Here is a 17,445-nt window from a genome sequence, read left to right on the forward strand (position 1 = left end):
GGAATGCTCCTTGTCGGATCGTTATGCCGCCGGGGGCCGGCTTCTGACCGGGCCCCGGCAAGCGCATCTTTTCACTTGTCCACGCCGCGTGTTCCCTGCTCGCGCAGGGTTTGACCTCAGCGCGAGTACTGTTCGGCGAGGCCGACGAGGGTCCGGGTGATCGCCCCGGTCCCGCCCTTCGGCGTGTAGCCGTGCGGTTCGCCCTTGTTGAAGGCGGGACCGGCCATGTCGATGTGCGCCCAGCGCACGCCCTCCGGCACGAACTCCCGCAGGAAGATGGCCGCGGTCAGCATGCCCCCGAAGCGCTCGGGGTGCAGGTTGGCGATGTCGGCGACGGGGGAGTCGAGCCCCTTGCGGAGCTCGTCGGGCAGGGGCATGCCCCAGGTGCTCTCGCCCTGCTCGGCGGCGATCCGGACGACCTCCTCGCGGAGCTCGTCGTCGTTGGCCATGACGCCGGCCGTACGCCAGCCGAGCGCGACGATCTGCGCGCCGGTGAGCGTGGCGACGTCCACGATCAGGTCGGGGGAGTCCTCGCCGGCGCGGGCGATGCCGTCGATCAGGACCAGGCGGCCCTCGGCGTCGGTGTCGAGCACCTCCACGGTCTTGCCCGCGTAGCTGGTGAACACGTCCGACGGGCGCTGGGCGGTGCCGCTCGGCATGTTCTCGGCCAGGCACAGGTAGCCGACCGCGTTGACCTTCAGGCCGAGCCGGGCGATCGCGACGAGCGCGCCGAAGACCGCGCCCGCGCCGCCCATGTCGGACTTCATCCAGTCCATCGAGGCGGTCGGCTTGAGCGACAGGCCGCCGGAGTCGAAGGTGATGCCCTTGCCGACGAACGCGACCGTCTTGGCGGCCTCCGGGTGGCTGTAGGCGAGCCGGACCAGGCGGGGCGGGTTGACCGAGCCCTGGCCGACGGCGACGATGCCGCCGTAGCCGCCCTCCTTGAGGGCCTTCTCGTCCAGGACCTCCACCGACAGGCCGGCCTCGGCGCCGGTCTGCTCGGCGATCTCGGCGAAGCGGGCCGGCCACAGGTCCGAGGGCGGGGTGTTGACCAGGTCGCGGACCAGGGAGACGGAGGCGGCGACGGTGGCGGCGCGCCCGACGGCGGCCTCGGCCCCCTCGGCGCGGCTGAGCACGGTGATCTCGCCGACCGGGGCGGTCTGCTCCCCGCCGGTGCGGTATCTGGTGAAGGAGTAGGCGCCGAGCAGCCCGCCCAGGGCCAGCGCGGCGGTCCGCTCCGCGTCCGCGGCGGGCAGGGCGAGGGCGACGCGGCCGGTCCCGGCCAGGGCGCGGGTCGCGGTGCCCGCCGCGCGGCGCAGGACCTCGGGGTCGTAGTCCCCCTCGGGGGCGTCGCCGAGGCCGACGGCGACGAGGAGCGGGGCGGTCAGCGCGCCGAAGGTCGGCACCTTGGCGATCTCACCCGGCTTGCCCTTGACGCCCATGGCGCCGAGGGTGGCGGCGAGCCTGCCGCCGAACGCCTCGTCGAGCCCCTCGGCCCCGGGGGCGGCGCGCAGGCCGTCCGGACCGGTGTGGACTCCGACGACCAGCGCTTCGGTATCGAAAGAGACGACGTTGTCACTTGAGTTCAGCCGCACAGTGGTCACGTAGGCCGATGCTAGTCCTGCCGGGGCCGTACGCATAAACGAGGGGTCGTCCTACCAATCGGTAAACCTTGAATGGTGCTATTCGAAGTAGCTTCATCTCATATGTGGTGCTAGTGTCGATAGCACCATGTTGCTCACTCTGGACCTGAACGACCCCCGGCCGCTGCACGAACAGGTCGCCGGGACGATCCGCCGAGCCATCGCCGACGGGTCCTACACCCCCGGTGACCGGCTGCCGCCCGCCCGCGACCTGGCGGACGCGCTCGGCATCAACGCCAACACCGTCCTGCGCGCGCTGCGCGAGCTGCGGGACGAGGGCCTGCTGGAGTTCCGCCGCGGCCGGGGCGTCAGCGTGCTGAGCCGCCCGGACGCCCGCGGGGCGCTGGCGGAGGCCGTGCGCGAACTGCTCGCCGAGGCCGACCGGTACGGCTACGGCCCCGAAGAAGTCATCCACATCATCAGGGAGCTCTCATGACCGACTCCGCCCGCCGGCCGTCCACGTCCGCCCCGCCGGGCGGCCGCGCCTCCTCCCGGGGGTTCGCCGTCGCCGTCGCCGCCGTCTGGGGCGCGCTCGTCACCGCGGTCCTGGTCGCCGTGCCGCTCGCGCTCCGCGACCGCCTGCCCGAGCCGATGGCGATCCACTGGAGCGGCGGCTCCGTCCCGGACCGGAGCATGCCCTTCGCCGGCGACCTGGCCACCGGCCTGGCCCTGTGGGGCGTGGCCTGGGCGTTCCTGCTCGGCGCCGCCCTGCACGGCGCGGCCCTGCGCGGGCGGCCGACGCGCGTGCAGTGGTGGGGCTTCCTGTTCGGCTGGGCCGTGTTCGCGCTGGGCGTCCAGGGCGCCACGCTCCTGGCCAACCTCGACGCGGGCGACTGGCGGCGGGCCCTGCTGCCCGGCTGGACGGTCCTCGCCGTCCTGGGCGCCGCCGTCGCGGTGGGCGTGCTCGCGGGATGGCTCGGCAGGGGAGGGCCGGACCGGGCCCCGGCCCGCGCGGAGGAGGCGCCGAGCCTGCGGCTCCGCCCCGGCCGGCGCGCGGTCTGGGTGAGCCGCACCTCCAACCCGTGGCTGCTCGCCCTCTCGGGGGTGGTGCTGGCCGCCTCGGCCGGAGCGGCCGTGCTGGCCGCCGTGGGAGTCCTGGACGGTTCCGCCGCCTGGACCACCGCCGCGGCCACCGCCCTCGCCGCGCTGCTCGGGCTCGCCACCGCCACGATCCAGGTCAGGGTCGACGCCGACGGCCTGCGGGTCGGCTTCGGGCCGCTGGCCCGGCCCGCCTACCGGGTGCCCGCCGGTGCGATCGAGTCGGCCCGGGCGGAGCGGGCCACCCCCGCCCAGGTCGGGGGATGGGGGCTGCGGGGCGTGCCCGGCACCGGGCGGATGACCCTCATGCTCCGCGGCGGCGAGCACCTGGTGGTCCGCCGCACCACGGGCGGCGAGTTCGCCGTCTCCGCCGACGACGCCGAGCGCGGCGCCGCCCTCCTCAACGCCTACGCCGCCGAGAGCGACGCCCTCCGCCCGTGACCGGACCCCGCCGCCACGAGCCCTACCGCCCGGCCGATCCGCACGTCGGCGCAGAGCCTTCACCCCGTTCCCCTCCGGCCCGCCCCCTCCGTCCGCGGGCGGGCCGGTCCCGCCTGTGAAAGGTGACGCCATGCCCCGCCGACCCACCGACCTGTGGGTGTTCCTGTCCGTCGCGTTCGGCCTGTCCTGGCTGATCGCCTCCCCTCTCTGGCTCGGGGGCGTCGCACTCGGCTCCCCGGCCGCCCTGGCGATCGGCCTGGCGATGATGTCCACCCCCGCCCTCGGCGCCCTGGCCGTCCGGCTGTACGGCGGGCGGAGCGGTGCGCCCCGGACCTCCCGGCGCGAGTGGGCCGCGGGCACCGGCCTGACCCTCGGCGAGCGCCGGGGCCGCACGGCCGCGTTCGTCGCGCTGGCCTGGCTCGGCACCCCGCTGCTGGTCGTCGCGGCGACCGCGGTCAGCGCCGCCCTCGGCCTGCTCAGCCTCGACCTCGACGGGCTCAGCCTGTTCCGCCAGACCCTCGCCGAAGCCGATCCCGGCCGGGCCCCGGCCGCCGACCCCCATGTCCTGGTCGCCGCCCAGCTCGCGGTGGCGGTGCTGGTCGGGCCGCTGACGAACACGGTCGCGGCGTTCGGCGAGGAGTGGGGCTGGCGCGGCTGGCTGCTGCCCCGGCTGATGCCGCTGGGCACCGCGCGGGCGCTGCTGCTGTCGGGGGTGATCTGGGGGGCCTGGCACGCCCCGCTCACCCTGCTCGGTTACAACTACCCGGCGCTCGGCGCCTGGGCGGCCCCCTTCTTCATCGTCTTCTGCGTGCCGTACGGAGCCCTGCTCGGCTGGCTCCGGCTGTACTCGGGCAGCGTCTGGCCCGCGGCCGTCGGCCACGGCGCGCTCAACGCCACGGCGGGCGTCCCGCTGCTCCTGGGCGACGCCGCAGCCCCGCCGGACCTCGTCGTCGCCGGGATCACCGGCCTGGTCGGCTCGGCGCTGCTGGCGGCGGTCTCCGCCGTGCTGCTGCGGCGCTGGCCGGTACGGCGGCCCGCCGTGTCACGGTCCGAAGCCGCCGTCTGAGAACGCCGTCCGCAGGCCACCGTCCACTGCTCACCGGCCGAGGTCGCGGCCCGGGTCCTCGGCGCGGGTTGTCTTCCGTCCCGTCGCGCCCGGATGCCCGGCGGGGCCCACCACAGGGCTCAGGGCTCACCACAGGGCCACGCAGGCCAACAGGGCGGCGGCCGCGGCGGTCTCGGCGAGCGCGCCGAGCACGTCCCCGGTGATCCCGCCCAGCCGCCGCACCGCCCGGCGCCGCAGCACCGACGCGGCGAGCAGTCCGGCCGCCACCGCCGGAAGGCCGAGGAACACGATGAGCGGTGACCAGCTCGCGGGGAGATCGGCAGCGGGGGCGAGGGACACGCCCACCACGTCCGAGCGGGCCGGACCTGCCTCGATCCCCTCGAGTGCCGCGTAGGAACCGATGCCCGTGCCCTCCACAGAGGTGTACGCCGCGTAGCGGCGGCCGAAGGCGTCGTCCGGAGGAAGCAGGCGAAGGGCCCCGAGGCAGTAGGCGCACGTCAGCACCACCAGTCCGACCAGGGACAGGGCGGTCGCGGCCAGGGCGGGGCCGCGCCGTACGGTGCCCGCGACCATCGCGCCGAGCCCGCCCGGCCGGGCCGCCGGGACGCCCTCCCGGCAGGCCCAGGTGATCGCCAGCCGCCCGGCGACGCAGGCGGCGACCAGCGCGACGGGCCCGTATCCGGCGGCGGAGGCCTCCGCCAGCGCCGCGACCTGGACGCCCAGCACCAGGACCAGCGTCACCACGCCGAAGGGGCCGATGTCGGAGCGCTTCATGATGTCCAGGGCCTGCCCGGCGGGCCTGCCGCTGCCCAGCCCGTCGGCGAGGTCGGCCAGCCCGTCCAGGTGCAGGGCCCGGGTGAGCAGCGCGAGCGTGCCGACCGCCAGGACCGAGGCGAGCAGCGGCGAGACCTCCAGCCAGAGCGCGGCCGAGAGCACGACCGCGGCGACCCCGCCGAGCAGTGCGCCGACCAGCGGGGCGAGCGCCATGGCCCGTCCGCCCGCCCGGCGGTCCACGGTCCCCGGCCGCACCGGGAAAACGCTCAGCGTGCCGACCGCCAGCCGGAGCCCGTCACCGAACGCGGACGGACCGCCGGAAGCCCCGGGCCCGCCGGTGTTCCCGGGGGTGCCGGTGCTCTCCGGGGGCGGTTCTCCAGACATGACCGACGATCGTAGCGCCGGGCCGTCCGCCCGCCGGGACGGCCCGGCCCGGCCGGGAGCGGGCCGTCAGACGGGCAGGGGGAGCAGGCGCCCGGCGACGACGAGGGCCACCTCCTCCGACTCGGCGGCCAGGCGCTGGTTCAGGCGGCCCAGCACGTCGCGGAAGAGCCGCCCGCCGGAGGTGGCGGGGACCACGCCCAGGCCGACCTCGTCGGAGACGGCGACGACGCGCACCCGCGTCCGCCGCCACGCCGCCACCAGCTCGTCGCAGCGCGCCTCGACCCGGGCGAGCGCCTCCGGGGCCCGGTCCCAGGCGCCGCACCCGTCGAGGACGGCGGTGACCCAGGTGCCCAGGCCGTCGACCAGCAGGGGGGACCGCGCGTCCGCCAGCAGCCCGGCCAGGTCCGTGGTCTCGGCCGTGCTCCAGTGGGCGGGACGCCGCTCCCGGTGGGCCCGGATCCGGCCGAGCCACTCCGGGTCGCCGTCCCCGGACGGCCCCGTCGCCGCGTAGACGACCTCGGGCTCGGCCAGCAGCCGCAGCTCGGCCTCGGCCGACTTGCCCGACCGCGACCCGCCCAGCAGCAGGGTCCGGCGCGGCGGCTCCGGCCGGGCGGGCGCGGGCCCGCGGGCGTCGAGGAGCGTCCCGTCGGGTACGGCCCGCACCCCCCACAGCGCGAGCCGCCGCTCCAGCTCGGCCTCGCTCGGCACCCGGTGGTCGATCCCGACGGCGACGACGTGGGTGCGGCCGGTCACCAGGCCCAGGCGCCGCAGCAGGCCCAGCCGCTCCGGCCGGTCCAGCACGTCGAGGAGCACGACGTCGTAGGGGTCGTCCGCGGGGTCGGGGACGAAACCGGGGGCGGCGTGCAGCAGGCGGCCGCCGTCCGCGGCGACCACGGTGAAGCCGTCCTGCGGGAGCGGGCGGCCGTCGACGAGGACCCGGGTGGGGCGGCGGGGGACGGGCAGGCGGCCGCAGGAGGCGCAGGGGCAGCCGGGGACGGGCCGGCCGAGCGGTCCCGCCGTACCCTCGAACAGGACTTCCACCCGGAAAGGGTCGCACGGCGCGGCGGATGACCGGTGCGCCGCACTTCGAGATCACGTAGGCTCACGGAGCCGCCGGGAGACCGGCTGGGACCGGCGGCGCACCGGCGAGAGGGAGCGTGTGGCATGGTGTGGCGCTGGCGTTACGAGGACGCGAACGGCGGAGAGGTGACCGAGGGGGTCATGATGCCGGGCGACGCGTTCACGAGTCAGGCCGACGCGGAGTCCTGGCTCGGCGAGAACTGGCGCGAGCTGCTCGCCGCCGGCGTGGAGAAGGTCACCCTCCTGGAGGACGACCGGGTCGAGTACGCCGGGATGTCGCTGCGCGAGGAGTAGGAGAGGCCCCCGCTCCCCACGCTGGGGAGCGGGGGCCGCCCCCGGGCGCCGCCGTCGCGGCCACGGGCGCCCGGGCGGTGCGCGGACGCCCTGGGACGTCCCTGCCGCACCGTCGGTACGGGCGCCCGGGCGGTGCGCGGACGCCCTGGGGCGTCCCGCTCCGCCGTCGCGGCTACGGGCGCTTGGGCGGGCTGACGGTCTTGGCCGGGTCCCGCTCGACGATCGGGTCCAGCACGTCGTCGATCTTCTTCAGCACCTCGGCGTCCAGCTTCACCCCGGCCGCCTTGACGTTGTCCCGGACCTGCTCGGGCTTGGTCGCGCCGACGATGGCGGAGGAGACGTTCGGGTTCTGCAGCACCCACGCCACCGCGAGCTGGGCCATGGTCAGGCCGAGGTCGGCGGCGATCGGCTTCAGCTCCTGGACGCGGGTGAGCACGTCGTCGGAGAGCATCCGGGAGATGAAGTTGCCCCCGGTCGGGTCGGTGGCCCGCGAGCCGGCGGGCGGCGGCTGGCCCGGGAGATACTTGCCGGTGAGCACGCCCTGGGCGATCGGGGACCAGACGACCTGGCCGAGGCCCTCCTTCTGGCACAGCGGCACGACCTCGGCCTCGATGACCCGCCACAGCATGGAGTACTGCGGCTGGTTGGAGACCAGGCGGTCGAAGCCCATCTCGTCGGCGATCTTCAGCGCCGCGGCGATCTGCTCGGCGTTCCACTCGCTGACGCCCACGTAGAGGACCTTGCCCTGGCGGACCAGGTCGTCGAAGGTCTTGAGGGTCTCCTCGAGGGGCGTCTCGTGGTCGAACCGGTGCGCCTGGTACAGGTCGACGTAGTCGGTCTGCAGGCGGCGCAGCGAGCCGTGGATCGACTCGGTGATGTGCTTGCGGGACAGCCCGCGGTCGTTGGGGCCGGGACCCGTCGGCCAGTAGACCTTGGTGAAGATCTCCAGGGACTCCCGGCGCACGCCCTTGAGCGCGCGGCCGAGCACTTCCTCCGCCCTGGTCCCGGCGTACACGTCGGCGGTGTCGAAGGTGGTGATCCCCTCGTCGAGCGCCGCCTGCACACATTCCTTGGCGGCGTCCTCCTCGACCTGGGAGCCGTGCGTGATCCAATTGCCGTAGCTGATCTCACTGACCATGAGACCGCTGCGGCCGAGGTGACGGAATTCCATGTCTTCGACCCTAGTAGGCGGCGGCTGAAGATCTGATCCGGGATACTCTGCCCGGCGTGCGGCGTTTGATCACTTATCGATGGGTACGGCTCGCGCTCGCGGCCACCGTGACGGCGGTGGCGGTCGCGGTGGTGGTCGCGGTCGTGCGGCTTCGGGGCCGCACCGCCCGTCCGGACGGACGGGCGGTGCCGGGGGCGGACCGCGGGACGCGTACGGCCTCCGGCGGGCGGGAGGATCCCCGCGGGGATCCCCGGACACGTCCGGGGGAGGAGGCCGCAGCGGATCGGGAGGCGGTGGCGCCGTGGCCCCCCGCCCCGATCCTCGGCACTCCGACCGCCGCCGACCTGGCGCGTTACGCGCGCAGGCCGTACGAACCGAAGCCGAGACCGCCGAGGCCGCCCCTGGACGAGGCGACCCGCCGGCGTGTGGTGCGCTGGGGTTCCGCGGCGGTCGCCCTGGGCGTGCTGGTCTTCGCCGCCCAGGTTCTGGAGACGGCGGTCTTCTCCGGTGAGGGGCCCGGGGCGGCGTCCCCGTACGTGGAGGAGCACTACTTCCGCGACGAGGAGCTTCCGTTCATGACGGCCGGCCGTGACTGCACCGCACCCACCCGGCTGGCGGACGGCCGGCTGCACGCTCTCTGCACGGCGCCGACGGCCACGACCGCACCCGGAGGCGGCGGCCCCCTCGTCGCCACCGTCGTCCCGCGGACCGGCAGGACGGAGTCCCCCTCCGGTCCGGGACGCGGGACGCCCGCGCGCGCCGGCGAATCGCCGGAACCCGGGGCCCCGGGATCCGACCTGGACTGCGCTCCCGGGCCGGGCGCCCCGGTGGTGCGCAGAGTCGACGCGAAGGTGACCCGCGCCGTGAACCGGCAGTGGGCACGGATCGAACGGTGGCTGAAGGCCAACGCGCCCGAGACCCACCGCACGCTCGCCGGCCCCGCCCGCGCCCGCACGATCGCGGTCGCCGAGGCGCAGATGGGCCTGCGCTTCCCCGACGACCTGAAGGCCTCCCTGCTCCGGCACGACGGATCCCGAGCCGGCCGTTCGTCGTGGGGGTTCGGCCCCATGGGCTACGAGTCCTTGAGCGTCCGGCAGATCCGCGACGACTGGCGTGGACTGTGCAAGATCGAACGGGTGCAGGAGGGAGCCGACGACCGCGGGGAGTGGTGGGACGGGCGGCTGATCCCGGTCGGCTCGGACGGCACCGGCGGCGAGCTCGTCGTCGACTCCGTACGGCGGGACGTCGGCGAGGGCTCCTTCGAGAACGGCGGCGGGGCGACGTCCTTCACCCCGGGCGGGGTCCGGGTCCGCTCCTACCACGCTCTGCTGCGCATGACCGCCGACGCCCTGGAGAACGGAGGGTCCGTGGGCCACTGGGAACCGGTGGTCCGCGGCGGGGCGCTGGAATGGAGATTCCGGGACGGGACCGGCCGCGGCTGACCTCCGAGCCGGCAGGACCGCTCCCGTGCGGTCCGGGCCGCGTCCGGGCGGTGGCGGCCGCACCTCGCAGGGCGGGTGCCGCCGTGCGGACGCGTTCGGAGACCGCGGCTTTTGCGGCGGAACGCGCCGGGCCCCGCCCCCGGGAGGGGGCGGGGCCCGGCGCGGTCGAGGACGGCTACTTCTTCGGCGGGACCGGCTTGCCGCCGGGGAGGAACTGCGGCGGCGGGAAGCGCAGCTTGCGGATCTGCAGCGCGCGCATCGCCGCGTAGAAGCCGACGCCCCGCAGGCTCTCGCCGGGGAACTTCTCGGCGGCGAGCTTCTTGACCTTCCAGGACACCCAGATCGAGGTGAACAGGACGCCGAGCATCATGATCGGCCAGCCGATCCCGATCACGGCCGCGGTGACCTGCCCGCGGACGACGACCGGGAAGGGGATCCAGGTGAGCAGCAGGATGGCCAGGGAGAACGGCAGGAAGTACTGGCTGACCAGGCGGCGGGAGTCGACCCAGTCACGGGCGAACTTGCGGACCGGACCCCGGTCGCGGGCCGGGAAGTAGCGCTCGTCGCCGCGCATCATGCCCTCGCGGGCCTTGGCCCGGTCGGCGGCCTGGCGCTCGCGGAGGTTCTTGTAGGCCTCTTTGCGGTTCTTGGGAGCGGTCACCGGCTGGCGGCGACGGCCTTCGGCGTCCCGGCGCTTGGGTGTGGGACGCCCCTTGCCCGCAGGCTTAGGATCGGTGGCGGAGACGGGGGAATCGTCCGCGGTGGTCTGGGTACGTCGGAACACAAGGTCAGCCTACCGGGACTGCAACTTAGTGACGCCCCCGTGCGTTATGCGTAGGGTGAACCCTATGTGGCTCCGCCGCTCTTGCCGGGGGCCGGAATCACTGGGGTGGCCTGAAGCGCATTTGAAGAAGGGGACGGCCGACGCGCATGAGCGTGATGAAGAGACTTTCCATGATCTTCAAGTCCAAGGCCAACGAGGCCCTGGACAAGATGGAGGATCCGCGCCAGACCTTGGACTACTCCTATCAGCGGCAGCTGGAGCTGCTGCAGAAGGTGCGCCGGGGCGTGGCCGACGTCGCAACCTCGCGCAAGAGGGTCGAGCTGCAGATCAACCAGATCGAGGCGCAGGCGCGCAAGCTGGAGGAGCAGGGGCGCAAGGCGCTCAGCGTGGGCCGTGAGGACCTCGCCCGCGAGGCGCTGACCCGCCGCAACGGCCTGCAGACCCAGATCGCCGACCTGAAGGTGCAGCACGACAACCTGCAGGCGGAGGAGGAGAAGCTCACCCACGCCTCGCACCGCCTCCAGGCCAAGGTCGACGCCTTCCGCACGCGGAAGGAGACGATCAAGGCCACCTACACCGCGGCCGAGGCGCAGACGCGGATCAACGAGGCCTTCTCCGGCATCTCCGAGGAGATGGGCGACGTCGGCCTGGCGATCCAGCGCGCCGAGGACAAGACCGCGCAGATGCAGGCGCGGGCCGGGGCCATCGACGAGCTGCTCGCCAGCGGCGCGCTGGACGACTTCAGCGGGTCGCGCGGCGACGACATCCAGGCGGAGCTGGACCGGATGGGCGGCGGCACCGACGTCGAGCTGGAGATCGCCCGGATGAAGGCCGAGCTGGGCCAGGCGCCCGCGCCGAAGAGCGCGATCGAGCAGGGACAGCCGCAGCAGCAGCCGGCCCCGCAGCAGCAGCAGTACCAGCAGCAGCCGCCGCAGGCCGAGCCGTACGGCCAGCCGCAGCAGCCGACCCAGCAGTACCGCCAGCCGGGGGAGGGCCAGTGATCGTTCGCATCATGGGCGAGGGGCAGGTCGAGATCGCGGCCGACGACCTCGCCGCGCTCAACAAGCTGGACGGCGAGCTGGAGGCGGCCATCCAGGCGGGGGACGAGGAGACGTTCCGGGGCCGGCTGCACGCCCTGCTGGACAAGGTCCGCGAGGTCGGCAGGGAGCTGCCGGACGAGAGCCTGGAGCCGTCGGAGCTGATCCTGCCGCCGGCCGACGCCTCGATGGAGGAGGTCCGGGAGATGCTGGGGGACGAGGGCCTGATCCCCGGATAGCGCACCCTTCCTCCACGGATGCCCGGAGCGGAGCGGATCCGCCCCGGGCCGGGCCCTCCCGGCATCGGGCGGGCCTTTTCTGTGCCCCTGCCCGGGGTTGATGTGCAGGTTGCGGAGATTTGCCCTCACAATGGGACAGAAAAAGCCCAGTGAGAGAGGGTGTCGCTATGCCGGACCTTGCGCCCTTGCGCCCCGGGGACCCCGAGCGGGTGCGCGAGTACCGGCTCACCGCGCGCCTCGGCGAGGGGGGCCAGGGAACGGTCTACCTCGGTGAGTCCGAGTCGGGAGCGCGCGTCGCGGTCAAGCTGCTCCGTGCCGACCTCGCACAGGACGAGGAGGCTTTGGAACGTTTCGTTCGCGAGGTCAGCACGACCCAGCGCGTCTCGCCGTTCTGCACCGCCGCGGTGCTGGACACCGGAGTGGACCAGCACCGGCCGTACATCGTCAGCGAGTACATCGACGGGCCGACGCTCGACGCGGTCGTGGCCGCCGAGGGCCCGCGCTCGGGCTCGGCGCTGCACCGCCTCGCGATCGGCACGGTCACCGCGCTCGTCGCGATCCACCAGGCGGGGATCGTGCACCGCGACTTCAAGCCGTCCAACGTGCTGCTCGCGCCCGACGGCCCCCGCGTCATCGACTTCGGCATCGCCAAGGCCCTCGACCGCACCTCGACGCTGACCGCGATGGCGATCGGCACCCCCTCCTACATGACCCCCGAGCAGCTCGCGGGAGAGGCGGCCGGCTCGGCCGCCGACATGTTCGCCTGGGGCTGCACCATGGTCTTCGCCGCCACCGGGGCGCCGCCGTTCGGCACCGACAGCCTGCCGGCGATCTTCAACCGCATCATGAACGCCGAGCCGGACCTGTCGGCCATCGGCGACGCGGCCCTGCGCGAGCTGGTGGGCGACTGCCTGGCCAAGGACGCCAAGCTCCGCCCGACGGCGAGCGAGGCGCTGATGCGCCTGCTCGGCCACGGCGGCGCGGGCACGACGGGCGGCGCGCCCCCGGTCCCGCCCCAGGGCATCCTCGCCGAGGGCTCGGCCGCGGCCGCCCAGCAGACCGGCCCGGGCCCGGACGGCTTCCCCCACCCGCAGGGCGCCCAGGGCCGCCCGCCGCACCAGACCGGACCCGGAGGCTTCGCCCACCAGACCGGACCCGGAGGCTTCGCCCACCCGGCCGGACCGGGCGGGTTCGCCCACCAGGCCGGTCCCGGCGGCCACCCGCAGCAGACCGGCCCGGGCGGCTTCCCGCAGCAGACCGGCCCGGGCGGCTTCCCGCAGCAGGCGGGGCCGGGCGGCTACCCGCCGCACCAGACCGGCCCCGGCGGGTTCGGGCAGACCACATACGGCGTCCCGCCGCAGGGCGGCGTGCCCCACCCCGGTCCCGAGGGGCACCCGGGCGGCGTGTTCGCGCAGCCCACGGCCCCCGGCGGGCAGGCGCCGCACCCGGGCCCCGGCGGGTACGGCCAGCACCCGCCGTACGGCGCGCCGCAGGGCGCCGCGCCGTACGGCGGGCCCGGGGGGCAGGGCGCGGGGGCGCGCGGGACCGGGCGGGTGCGCCGGGTCTGGATCGCGGTCGGAGCGGGACTCGCGGTGGCGCTCGTCGCCGGCGGCGGTGTCACGCTGGCGCTGCGGGACGGCGGGTCCGAGGTGACCCCGTCCCCCTCGGCGGCCGCCAGCGCGCCCGCGACGCAGGACGCCACGCCCAGCCCGGTCGCCGCCCGGGTGCCGGAGGCCGCCCGGGAGATCAAGCTCCCGGGCAGCTCCACCACGATCCACGAGAGCGACGAGGACCCGATCCGGCTGACCTCCTACAGCCTGGAGACGGCCGGGAAGTTCCACGTCTACGCCCGCGAGCACGGCGCGAACGACTTCGCCGCCGCCGACCAGTACATCGACTACACGGTGAACCCCGAGGGGACCGGGGCGCTGGCCACCGACCTGCAGTACGACAAGGACAGCTACGCCCTGGTCTCGATCATCGACCGGGCCGGCGGCGCGGTGAACAAGGTCAGGCTCACCAAGGCCCCGGTCTACCCGTCGCTGCCGCAGTGGTCGCCGGATGGGAGCAAGGGACTGGTCACGCTCTACCAGGCGGACACCGACGCGACCAAGCCCAGCCACCCGTACGGCTACGCGATCATCGACATCGCCGCCCGGAAGGCGAAGATCGTCAAGGTGAAGGAGAAGGACGCCGGGACGTGGAGCTACTTCTGGCGGGGTGACGGCCGCGCGGTCGGCACCTGGGCGATCGACGGCGACACCCACCGCATCCGCTTCTACGACCTCCAGGGCACGATCCTGCAGACCCTGCTCGACGTGGGCAAGCCGCTCACGGTCGAGGGGGAGGACGTCAACCCGTCCGGGTCGCTGATCATGACGTACTGCAAGGGGACCGAGCAGGAGATCTGCGTCTGGTCCACCGCCGCCGACGGGGAGCCTCAGGCCCGCATCCCCTTCGCGACCAAGCGGGTCGTCGGCTGGTACGACGACCAGCACATCGCGGCCTGGCGGGCGAGGGGTTCCGGTTTCGAGGCGGTCGTGATCGACCTGAAGGGCGAGGTCAAGCGGGTGCTCGCGGAGACCGCGGACGCCAAGGAGTACGAGAAGCAGTTCATGCGCTACACCCGGGTGCGCTGACCGCCGTACCTCCGGTCCCGCCGTGGCCCTCCACGGCGGGACCGGGGGGTCACGGCAGGGCGAGCATCCGGTCCAGGGCGACCTTGGCCCAGTGGGTGGTGTCGGGGTCCACGGTGATCCGGTTGACGACCTGGCCGGCGGCCAGGGACTCCAGCGCCCACACCAGGTGCGGCAGGTCGATCCGGTTCATCGTCGAGCAGTAGCAGACGGTCCGGTCCAGGAACGACACGTTCTTGTCGGGGAACATGGTCCCGAGCCGCTTGACCAGGTTGAGCTCGGTGCCGATGGCCCAGGAGGAGCCGGCCGGGGCCTCGGTGAGCATCTTGATGATGTACTCGGTCGAGCCGACGTGGTCGGCCTTGACCACCACCTCGTGCCGGCACTCGGGGTGGACCAGCACGTTGACGCCGGGGATGCGCGCGCGGACGTCGTCCACGCTCTCGGCGGTGAACCGGCCGTGCACCGAGCAGTGCCCCCGCCACAGGATCATCTTGGCGTCGCGGAGCTGCTGCTCGGTCAGGCCGCCGTTCGGCCGGTGCGGGTTGTAGACGACGCAGTCGTCCAGGGACAGGCCCATCTCCAGTACGGCGGTGTTGCGGCCCAGGTGCTGGTCGGGCAGGAACAGCACCTTCTCGCCGCGGGAGAAGGCCCAGTCCAGGGCCCGGCGCGCGTTGGAGGAGGTGCACACGGCGCCGCCGTTGCGCCCGCAGAACGCCTTGATGTCGGCGCTGGAGTTCATGTAGGTCACCGGGACGGTGACGTCGGCGATGCCGGCGTCGGCGAGCGCGTCCCAGCACTCCTCGACCTGGTCGAAGGTGGCCATGTCGGCCATGGAGCACCCGGCGGCCAGGTCCGGGAGCACGACCTTCTGGGAGTCGCCGGTCAGGATGTCGGCCGACTCGGCCATGAAGTGCACGCCGCAGAAGACGATGTACTCGGCCTCGGGACGGGCCGCGGCCTGCTGGGCGAGCTTGAACGAGTCGCCGGTCACGTCGGCGAACCGGATGACCTCGTCGCGCTGGTAGTGGTGGCCGAGCACGAAGACCCGGTCGCCGAGCGCCGCCTTGGCCCGCTCCGCGCGCTCCACGAGCGCCGGGTCGGAGGCCGGCGGCAGCTCACCCGGGCAGTCCACCCCGCGCTCACTGTGCGGGTCGGCCTGGCGGCCGAGGACGAAGAGCGGAAGCCCGGTCTCGGTGGTCGTCACGACCACACCCCCTTATCGTCTAAGTGACGACTAATCATGACACACGGTCCGGGGGATTTATTCCGAGGGGTCGGGGGATCGGAATGCATGGCATCCCGCGGGTGTTGGTAGCGTCTGAGAAGGACGTCAGGAACAGACAGCCGTTCAGACGGGCGGTTGACGTAGACGCGGGAGTCACCACATGTCGGTTGAGAGCAGCGAGACCACGGCGCAGGGCCTGATCCTGAGCGACGCGGCCGCGGCCAAGGTCAAGAGCCTGCTGGAGCAGCAGGGCGAGGAGGGCCTCCAGCTGCGTGTGGCCGTGCAGCCCGGCGGCTGCTCCGGCCTGCGCTACCAGCTCTTCTTCGACGACCGTTCGATGGACGGCGACGTCGTCACGGACTTCAACGGTGTCAGCGTGGTCACCGACCGGATGAGCGCGCCGTACCTCGTGGGCGCCACGGTCGACTTCGTCGACACGATCGAGAAGCAGGGCTTCACGATCGACAACCCGAACGCCACGGGCTCCTGCGCCTGCGGCGACTCGTTCAACTGAACCGGCCGTACGGCCGGCACGCCTGAAAAGCCCTGCCAGGTGAGACGTTCCTCACCCGGCAGGGCTTTCACGTGCCGTGACTTGGCGTATTCTTGCGTGGCTCACCGCCCGAAGATGCTGACAACGAGGAGAAGGATCCCGTGCGCATCGCCGTCACCGGCTCAATCGCGACCGACCATCTGATGACCTTCCCGGGCAGGTTCGGTGATCAGCTGATCGCCGACCAGCTCGACCGGGTCTCCCTGTCGTTCCTCGTGGACGACCTGCAAGTCCGCCGTGGCGGCTGCGCGGCCAACATCGCCTTCGGCATGGGCTGCCTGGGCCTGTCGCCGATCCTGGTCGGCGCGGTCGGCGCCGACTTCGCCGACTACCGCTCCTGGCTGGAGCGCCACGGCGTCGACTGCGGCTCGGTGCACATCTCCGAGACGTACCACACGGCCCGCTTCCTGTGCACCACCGACGAGGAGCACAACCAGATCGCGTCGTTCTACACCGGCGCGATGGCCGACGCCCGGCTGATCGAGCTGCAGCCGATCGCCGACCGGGTGGGCGGGCTCGACCTGGTGCTGATCAGCCCCAACGACCCCGACGCGATGCTCCGGCACACCGACGAGGCCCGCCAGCGCGCGATCCCGTTCGCCGCCGACCCCTCCCAGCAGCTCGCCCGCATGCCCGGCGAGGACATCCGCCTGCTGATCGACGGCGCCGCCTACCTGTTCAGCAACGACTACGAGAAGGGCCTGATCGAGCAGAAGACGGGCTGGTCCGACGAGGAGGTCCTGGACCGGGTCGGCGTCCGCGTCACCACGCTCGGTCCCAAGGGCGCCGTGATCGACCGCAAGGGCGAGCCGTCGCTGCACGTCTCCCCGGCCCCCGAGCTCGGCAAGGCCGACCCCACCGGCGTCGGCGACGCCTTCCGCGCGGGCTTCCTGGCGGGTCTGGCCTGGGGCCTGTCCCTGGAGCGCTGCGGCCAGATCGGCAACCTCACCGCCACGCACGTCCTGGAGCGCGTCGGCTGCCAGGAGTACGAGCTCGGCCAGAAGGTCTTCCTGGAGCGCTTCACCGACGCCTACGGCGCCGAGGCCGCCGCCGAGGTGGCCGGGTTCGTGCGCTGCCACCACGCCTGACCTCCCCGGCCCCGGTTCCGGAACCGGTCCCGGGCGGCGCGCGGCCGCCCGGGACGGGGCGCGGGAACCGAGCCCTCGCGAGGGCCTCAGGCCCTGGCGTAGACGCGGTGGACGAAGTCCGCGAGCTTGTCGTCCGGCAGGTTCTTGGCCAGGTCGGCCTCACTGATCATGCCGACGATCCGGCCGTTCTCGATCACCGGGAGCCGCTTGATCTGGTTCTGCTCCATCTTGGACAGGGCCTCTTCGACGCTGGCCTCGGCCGGCACCCAGACCAGCCCGGTGGCGAGCTCTCCGGCGGTGGTCCGCGCCGGGTCCTTGCCCTCGGCGATGCACTTCACGATGATGTCGCGGTCGGTGATGATCCCCTTGAGCCGGTCGTCGCTGCCGCAGATGGGCAGCGCCCCGACGTTCATCTCCCGCATGAGCTGCGCGGCGCGGTCGAGCGTCTCCTCGGCCTGGATGCACTGGCAGCCGGCGCTCATCAGATCCTTGGCGGTCTCCCCGCTCATGGTGTCTCCCCCCGAGAACGTATGGATGGCACTTCGGG

General features: G+C 73.7%; 17 protein-coding genes. 10 read left to right on the top strand and 7 right to left on the bottom strand.

Translation table 11 applies throughout. The annotated features are described in order from the left end of the window. Positions 1-116: 116 nt before the first annotated feature. A complete protein-coding gene (locus IEZ06_RS01380; protein WP_189234794.1) occupies positions 117-1,640 on the bottom strand; it encodes a leucyl aminopeptidase in 1,524 nt (507 codons plus the stop codon). A gap of 91 nt (positions 1,641-1,731) precedes the next feature. On the opposite strand from IEZ06_RS01380, the gene IEZ06_RS01385 reads away from it, so the two are divergent. From IEZ06_RS01385 to IEZ06_RS01395, 3 genes are all read left to right on the top strand, one after another. Next, complete coding sequence (locus IEZ06_RS01385) at positions 1,732-2,079, top strand: GntR family transcriptional regulator (RefSeq protein WP_189234795.1); 348 nt, start codon at positions 1,732-1,734, stop codon at positions 2,077-2,079. After that, on the top strand, positions 2,076-3,122 hold the full coding sequence (locus IEZ06_RS01390) for a DUF1648 domain-containing protein (protein ID WP_189234796.1): 1,047 nt from the start codon (positions 2,076-2,078) through the stop codon (positions 3,120-3,122). The genes IEZ06_RS01385 and IEZ06_RS01390 overlap by 4 nt, the downstream gene beginning before the upstream one ends. 130 nt (positions 3,123-3,252) lie before the next feature. Then, positions 3,253-4,188, top strand: a complete 936-nt coding sequence (locus tag IEZ06_RS01395; protein ID WP_189234797.1) for a CPBP family intramembrane glutamic endopeptidase — start codon at positions 3,253-3,255, stop codon at positions 4,186-4,188. 126 nt (positions 4,189-4,314) lie between these two features. Here IEZ06_RS01395 and IEZ06_RS01400 read toward each other — a convergent pair whose 3' ends face one another. Together IEZ06_RS01400 and IEZ06_RS01405 are read right to left on the bottom strand one after the other, a co-directional pair. After that, positions 4,315-5,346: an adenosylcobinamide-GDP ribazoletransferase gene (locus IEZ06_RS01400; RefSeq protein ID WP_189234798.1), complete on the bottom strand. Its 1,032-nt coding sequence runs from the start codon at positions 5,344-5,346 to the stop codon at positions 4,315-4,317. 66 nt (positions 5,347-5,412) lie between these two features. Continuing rightward, the gene (locus tag IEZ06_RS01405) at positions 5,413-6,387 is read right to left on the bottom strand and encodes a bifunctional adenosylcobinamide kinase/adenosylcobinamide-phosphate guanylyltransferase (RefSeq protein WP_189234799.1); all 975 of its coding nucleotides are present in this window, start codon (positions 6,385-6,387) and stop codon (positions 5,413-5,415) included. Positions 6,388-6,510: 123 nt separating this feature from the next. On the opposite strand from IEZ06_RS01405, the gene IEZ06_RS01410 reads away from it, so the two are divergent. Then, on the top strand, positions 6,511-6,720 hold the full coding sequence (locus IEZ06_RS01410; protein WP_189234800.1) for a hypothetical protein: 210 nt from the start codon (positions 6,511-6,513) through the stop codon (positions 6,718-6,720). Between the two features lie 172 nt (positions 6,721-6,892). Here IEZ06_RS01410 and IEZ06_RS01415 read toward each other — a convergent pair whose 3' ends face one another. Beyond that, the gene (locus IEZ06_RS01415) at positions 6,893-7,891 is read right to left on the bottom strand and encodes an aldo/keto reductase family protein (protein ID WP_189234801.1); all 999 of its coding nucleotides are present in this window, start codon (positions 7,889-7,891) and stop codon (positions 6,893-6,895) included. A gap of 56 nt (positions 7,892-7,947) precedes the next feature. Here IEZ06_RS01415 and IEZ06_RS01420 point away from each other — a divergent pair, with 56 nt between their 5' ends. Next, complete coding sequence (locus IEZ06_RS01420; protein WP_189234802.1) at positions 7,948-9,333, top strand: SMI1/KNR4 family protein; 1,386 nt, start codon at positions 7,948-7,950, stop codon at positions 9,331-9,333. Between the two features lie 175 nt (positions 9,334-9,508). Here IEZ06_RS01420 and IEZ06_RS01425 read toward each other — a convergent pair whose 3' ends face one another. Next, positions 9,509-10,117 (bottom strand): DUF3043 domain-containing protein, encoded by a 609-nt coding sequence (locus IEZ06_RS01425; protein WP_189234803.1) that lies wholly within the window; start codon positions 10,115-10,117, stop codon positions 9,509-9,511. A 146-nt stretch (positions 10,118-10,263) separates the two neighbouring features. On the opposite strand from IEZ06_RS01425, the gene IEZ06_RS01430 reads away from it, so the two are divergent. The 3 genes from IEZ06_RS01430 (at position 10,264) to IEZ06_RS01440 (ending at position 14,032) form a co-directional block, all read left to right on the top strand. Next, the gene (locus IEZ06_RS01430; protein WP_189234804.1) at positions 10,264-11,118 is read left to right on the top strand and encodes a PspA/IM30 family protein; all 855 of its coding nucleotides are present in this window, start codon (positions 10,264-10,266) and stop codon (positions 11,116-11,118) included. Further along, positions 11,115-11,393, top strand: coding sequence for a PspA-associated protein PspAA (gene pspAA / locus IEZ06_RS01435; protein ID WP_068894272.1), 279 nt, complete (start codon positions 11,115-11,117; stop codon positions 11,391-11,393). The genes IEZ06_RS01430 and pspAA overlap by 4 nt, the downstream gene beginning before the upstream one ends. 167 nt (positions 11,394-11,560) lie before the next feature. Beyond that, positions 11,561-14,032 (top strand): serine/threonine-protein kinase, encoded by a 2,472-nt coding sequence (locus IEZ06_RS01440; RefSeq protein ID WP_189234805.1) that lies wholly within the window; start codon positions 11,561-11,563, stop codon positions 14,030-14,032. A gap of 49 nt (positions 14,033-14,081) precedes the next feature. Here IEZ06_RS01440 and nadA read toward each other — a convergent pair whose 3' ends face one another. Continuing rightward, positions 14,082-15,236: a quinolinate synthase NadA gene (nadA, locus tag IEZ06_RS01445; protein ID WP_203871705.1), complete on the bottom strand. Its 1,155-nt coding sequence runs from the start codon at positions 15,234-15,236 to the stop codon at positions 14,082-14,084. Between the two features lie 181 nt (positions 15,237-15,417). Between nadA and erpA the strand changes: the two genes are divergently transcribed. Beyond that, the gene (gene erpA, locus IEZ06_RS01450) at positions 15,418-15,771 is read left to right on the top strand and encodes an iron-sulfur cluster insertion protein ErpA (protein WP_068894270.1); all 354 of its coding nucleotides are present in this window, start codon (positions 15,418-15,420) and stop codon (positions 15,769-15,771) included. Between the two features lie 140 nt (positions 15,772-15,911). Then, positions 15,912-16,898, top strand: coding sequence for a carbohydrate kinase family protein (locus IEZ06_RS01455; protein WP_189234807.1), 987 nt, complete (start codon positions 15,912-15,914; stop codon positions 16,896-16,898). A gap of 86 nt (positions 16,899-16,984) precedes the next feature. Here the strand turns inward: IEZ06_RS01455 and IEZ06_RS01460 are convergent, their stop codons facing one another. After that, on the bottom strand, positions 16,985-17,407 hold the full coding sequence (locus tag IEZ06_RS01460) for a CBS domain-containing protein (RefSeq protein ID WP_189234808.1): 423 nt from the start codon (positions 17,405-17,407) through the stop codon (positions 16,985-16,987). Positions 17,408-17,445 lie beyond the last annotated feature (38 nt).

It is taken from the genome of Planomonospora antibiotica, from assembly GCF_014647955.1.
In the GTDB taxonomy this organism is placed as follows: domain Bacteria; phylum Actinomycetota; class Actinomycetes; order Streptosporangiales; family Streptosporangiaceae; genus Planomonospora; species Planomonospora parontospora.